The organism is Roseateles sp. P5_B10 (assembly GCF_056400485.1).
In genome coordinates, this window is record NZ_JBFULE010000409.1 from 1 (window position 1) to 4688 (window position 4688).

Annotated in this window: 5 protein-coding genes; all 5 read left to right on the forward strand. The window is 72.9% G+C overall.

Translation table 11 applies throughout. The annotated features are described in order from the left end of the window. Nucleotides 1-647: sensor histidine kinase (locus tag AC1DU6_RS20570; RefSeq protein WP_477859229.1), on the forward strand; the 647-nt coding region annotated here is incomplete at its 5' end. Between the two features lie 37 nt (nucleotides 648-684). Beyond that, nucleotides 685-1656, forward strand: a complete 972-nt coding sequence (locus AC1DU6_RS20575) for a GGDEF domain-containing response regulator (protein ID WP_457350280.1) — start codon at nucleotides 685-687, stop codon at nucleotides 1654-1656. Beyond that, nucleotides 1653-2624 carry a diguanylate cyclase domain-containing protein gene (locus AC1DU6_RS20580; RefSeq protein WP_477859230.1) on the forward strand — a complete coding sequence of 324 codons (972 nt, stop codon included), beginning with the start codon at nucleotides 1653-1655 and terminating at the stop codon, nucleotides 2622-2624. The genes AC1DU6_RS20575 and AC1DU6_RS20580 overlap by 4 nt, the downstream gene beginning before the upstream one ends. 51 nt (nucleotides 2625-2675) lie before the next feature. Then, on the forward strand, nucleotides 2676-3656 hold the full coding sequence (locus AC1DU6_RS20585) for an ABC transporter substrate-binding protein (protein WP_477859232.1): 981 nt from the start codon (nucleotides 2676-2678) through the stop codon (nucleotides 3654-3656). 6 nt (nucleotides 3657-3662) lie between these two features. Then, nucleotides 3663-4688 (forward strand): HAMP domain-containing protein (locus AC1DU6_RS20590; RefSeq protein WP_477859234.1); only part of this gene is annotated, 1026 nt, incomplete at its 3' end.

Sequence of the window (4688 nt, forward strand, 5' to 3'; positions counted from 1 at the left end):
ACCCGGTCAACGTCATCAAGGGTTTCGCCCAGCTGATGCAGGCCGAACGCCTGAGCGCCAGCCAGGCCGACAAGCTCGCCCACATCCTCGACGCCGTCGGCCAGCTGTCGGGGCTGCTCGGCGACGTCAGCGACGTCGCGCGCATGGAGTCGGGGCAGTTCCATGTCGAATTGCAGGATGTCGAGCTGCACACCCTGGCCGGGCAGGCCTGCGAACCGGCCGCCGCCCAGGCCGCCGCCGTCGGCATGCTGCTGAGCGCGCCGCCACCGGCACCGCCCGTGCGCGTGCGCGCCGACGCCCGCCGCCTGCGCCAATGTCTGGACAACCTGCTGTCCAACGCCATCAAGTACGCCGGCGACGGCATCTGCATCGCGGTCGAGATCGAAGCCCGCGGCCCCGAGGTCGTGCTGGCCGTGCAGGACCGCGGCTGCGGCCTCAGCGAAGACCAGCTCGCCCACCTCTACGAACCCTACAACCGCCTCGGCCGTGACGGCGGCGCCATCCCCGGCACGGGCCTGGGCCTGACGCTGACGCGCGACCTGGTGCAGGCCATGGGCGGGCGGCTGGAGGTGCGCAGCCAGCCCGGCCGCGGCTGCCGTTTCGAGATATTGCTGGCGGCCAGCCAGCCCACAGACAACCCGGATTGACTCAGCCTCGCTGCGCGGCCCCAAAATGGGCCGCGCCATGCCTTTGACCCTCCCCAGCCCTCTCCACCCCGCCGCGCCCAGCCCGCTGGCCAGCCGGCTCGACAGCCTGTTGCCGGCCCTGGCGGATGCCCGCGTGCTGCTCGTCGATGACGACCCCGGCATGATCCAGATGCTCGGCCGGCTGCTGTCGGGCTACAGCCAGCTGCGCTTCGCCACCGACGGCGCCCAGGCCCTGGCCATCGCGCGGAGCTGGCAGCCCGAGCTGGTGCTGCTGGACGCCGAGATGCCCGGCATCGACGGCTTCGAGGTCTGCCGCCAGCTCAAGGCCGACCGGCTGCTGGCCGAGGTGCCCGTCATCTTCGTCACCCAGCACACCGGCGCCAGCGTCGAGGCTGCCGTGTTCGAGCTCGGCGCGGCCGACTTCGTCGCCAAGCCCGTCGCCGGCCCGGCCCTGCGCGCCCGCGTCGCCATGCAATTGCGCCTGCATCGCACCGCCCAGCGCCTGTTGCGCCTGGCCCGCCGCGATGCGCTGACCGGCCTGGCCGAACGTGCCCAGTTCGACGACGAGCTGGACCTGGAATGCCGCCGCGCCCGCCGCAGCGGACAGCCGCTGGCCCTGCTGCTGGCCGGCCTCGAAGGCCTGGCGGCCTACCGCAAGCGCCATGGCCAAGGCGCCGCCGACAACGCGCTGCGTCATGTCGCCGGCCTGGCCCAGCAGGCGCTGCAGCGGCCCGGCGACCTGGTCGCGCGCCACGGCGACGAAGTCTTTGCGCTGCTGCTGCCCGACACCACGGCCGCCGGCGCCGCGGCGCTGGCCGCACGCCTGCAGCAAGCGCTGGCCGGTGATGCCGAACTGACCCTGGCCATCGGCATCGGGCTGCTGGTCAGCGAAGGCGACCCGAGCGTGGCCGCCGCCGCCGCGCTGGCCGCGGCGCTCGAGGCCGGTCCGGGCCGGGTCTGCGTGTGCGCTGCGACTGCCGACGGCCACGAGCCGCCGCTCGCAACATGAAGCTGCCCGCTCCCGACAGCTGGCCCACCCAGCTGGACACGCGCCACAGCCTGCTGCTGGTCGACGACGACGCCGCCAGCGTGCAGGTGCTGGCGCGCATGCTCAACGGCCTGGGCGAACTGCGCTTCGCGCTGTCCGGCGAGGACGGGCTGCGCCTGGCGCGTGAGAGCCCGCCCGACCTCGTCCTCGTCGACGCCGAGATGCCCGGCCTCTCGGGCTTCGAGGTCTGTGCCGCGCTGCGCGCCGACCCGCGGCTGGCCGACGTGCCCGTCATCATCATCACCGGCCACACCGAGGTCGCCGTCGAGGTGGCTGGTTTCGCGGCCGGCGCCTCCGACTTCATCCGCAAGCCGCCGGTGGCCGAGGTCGTCGTCGCGCGCGCCCGCACCCAGCTGCGCCTGAAGGCCCTGGGCGACGCGCTGCGCGCCTCGGCCCTGACCGACGGCCTGACAGGCCTGGCCAACCGCCGCCGCTTTGACCAGGACCTGCGCCTCGAGTGCGAGCGCGCCCGCCGCGGCCACGAGAGCCTGGCCCTGCTGTTGATCGACGTCGACCACTTCAAGCGCTACAACGACCGCTACGGCCATGTGGCCGGCGACGCCTGCCTGCGCGAGATCGCCGCCGCCATCCGCGGCTGCATCCGTCGCCCGGCGGACCTCGCCGCGCGCTACGGCGGCGAGGAGTTCGCCGTGCTGCTGCCGCAGACCGACGCGGCCGGCGCGCGTGCCATGGCCCAGCGCATCGTCGACGCCGTGGCCGGCCTGGCGCTGGCGCATGCCGATGCGACACCGAGCCGCCTCGTCAGTGTCTCGGTCGGCTGGGCCGCAGCCCGGCCGGATCTGGACGCCAGCGTCGTGCTGACACGTGGCGAGTCCCTCGTCGAAGCGGCCGACCGCGGCCTCTATGCCGCAAAGGCGGCCGGCCGCGGTCGCATCGGCGAAGCCAGCGAGGCCCATGCCCACGCTTGAGCGCCAGCCGCGGCTCGGCGGCCCACACACTGCGCCAGACCAGGACCCGACATGTCCCTGACTTCCTGTGCCCCCTCCACACTGCGCCGCTGGCTCGCCGGCCTGTTGCTCGCTGCGACCACGTCCGCGGTTTCGGCTGCTCCCCTGGTCATCGCCATTGGCGACTCGACGCTGTTCGCGCCGCTGCAGCTGGCCGCGCAGGAGGGCTTCTTCGCGGCCGAGGGCCTGGACGTGCAAGTCATCGGCTGCATCAACGGCCGGCGCTGCCTCAAACACCTCACCGACGGCGAGGCCCAGATCGCGACGGTGGCCGACACGCCCATGGTGTTCGCCCTGCATGCCGGCCACCGCTTCGAGATCGTCGCCACTTTCGGCACAACGCCCCGCGACACGGCACTGGTGGCGCGCACTGATCGCGGCATCCGCACGCCCGCCGATCTCGCCGGCAAGCGCATCGGCGTCGTGCGCGGCACGAGCGCCCACTACTTCACCAACGTCTTCCTGCTCGTCAATGGCGTGCCGCGCGACTCGGTCAACCTCGTTTTCATCGACCCCGATCGCGGCGCCGAGCCGCTGCTGCGCGGCGAGGTGGACGCGGCCGGCCTCTACCGCCCCGCGGGCCCCCAGGCGCTGCAGCAGCTCGGCCCCAAGGGCGTGCAGTTGTCGACACTGCGGCCCTACACCGTCATGGTCAACCTCGTTGCCCAGCCCGGGCTCAGCCAGGCCACGCTGCTGCGCATGCTCAAGGCGGCACAACGCGGCGTGGCCCTGCTCAACAACCAACCGGGCCGCGCCCACGAGCTGCTCGGGGCACGCTGGAAGGTCGGCGCCCGCAATGCCGCCGCCCAGCTTGACGGTTATGAGTTCCACCTCGGCCTCGACCAGAACCTGCTGTCGACACTGGAGGCCGAGTCGCGCTGGGCGGTGCGCGAAGGCCTGGTGGAGAACAAGGCCGTGCCGGACTATCTCGAGCTGATGCGCGTCGAGCCGCTGCGCGCGCTGGATCCGCGCTCGATGACGATAGTCAAGTAAACCACCATGCGCCTGCGCCCCGCCCTGATGACCTGTGTGATCGCGGCGCTGCTGGTCGTCGGCACGCGGCTGACGAGCATCGCCATCGAGCGCGAAGCCTCCGAGCGCAATGACGCGCAGCGCACGACGGTCGAGGTCATTGCGCGCGACGCCGCCGGCCTGCTGGTGCTGACCCAGGACTACGGCCTGTACCACAGCGAACGCGCCGCCCGGCAGTGGAACCTCGTGCACCAGCGCCTGAGCCAGGCGCTGGCCAACTACGCCGGCGCGGACGCGGCCAGCGCCGAGCAGGTCGGCGACCTGCAGGACACGGCCCGCGGCCTGCCGCAGGTCTTCGCCGCGCTGCGCCAGGCCTCGCAGTCGGCAGCCGTCGATGCCGATGGTGTCGCCCGCCGCGAGATGCTGACCGACCAGCTGGTCAACGAAACGCGCCGCGTCAGCGACGGCGCCTTCGAGCTGTCGCGCGACCTCGTCGAGTCGCGCCGCCGCGACGCCGTGCGCCAGCGCTGGCTGGCGGTCGCCACGCAGGCCACGCTGCTGACGCTGACGCTGCTGCTGGCCGGCCTGCTGCTCAAGCGCGTGCTCGCGCCCATCGACAAGCTGCGCAGCGTGGCCAAGGCCGTCGAAGGCGGTGACCTGGCTGCCCGCAGCGGCTTGGCAGACAAGGACGAGCTCGGCCAGCTGTCGCAGGCCCTGGACGCCATGACGGCCGCCCTGCAGCAGCGCGACACGGCCCTGCGCGACAGCAACCGCCAGCTTGCACGCAACGAGGCCTTTCTGGAGCGCGCCGGCCAGATGGCGGGCGTCGGCGGCTGGGAGCTGGATGTGGACAGCGGCCGGCTGAGCTGGACGGGCCAGACCCACGCCATCCACCAGTTGCCGGACGGCACCGAGCCGGACAGCGAGGCGGTCTTGCGCGGCTTCATGCGCGACTCCGAGCAGAAGCTGCGCCAGGCCATGGCCACGGCCGCTCGCACCGGCGAGGGCTGGGACCTGGAGCTGGAGCTGCTGGCCCCGGACGGTCGGCTGCGC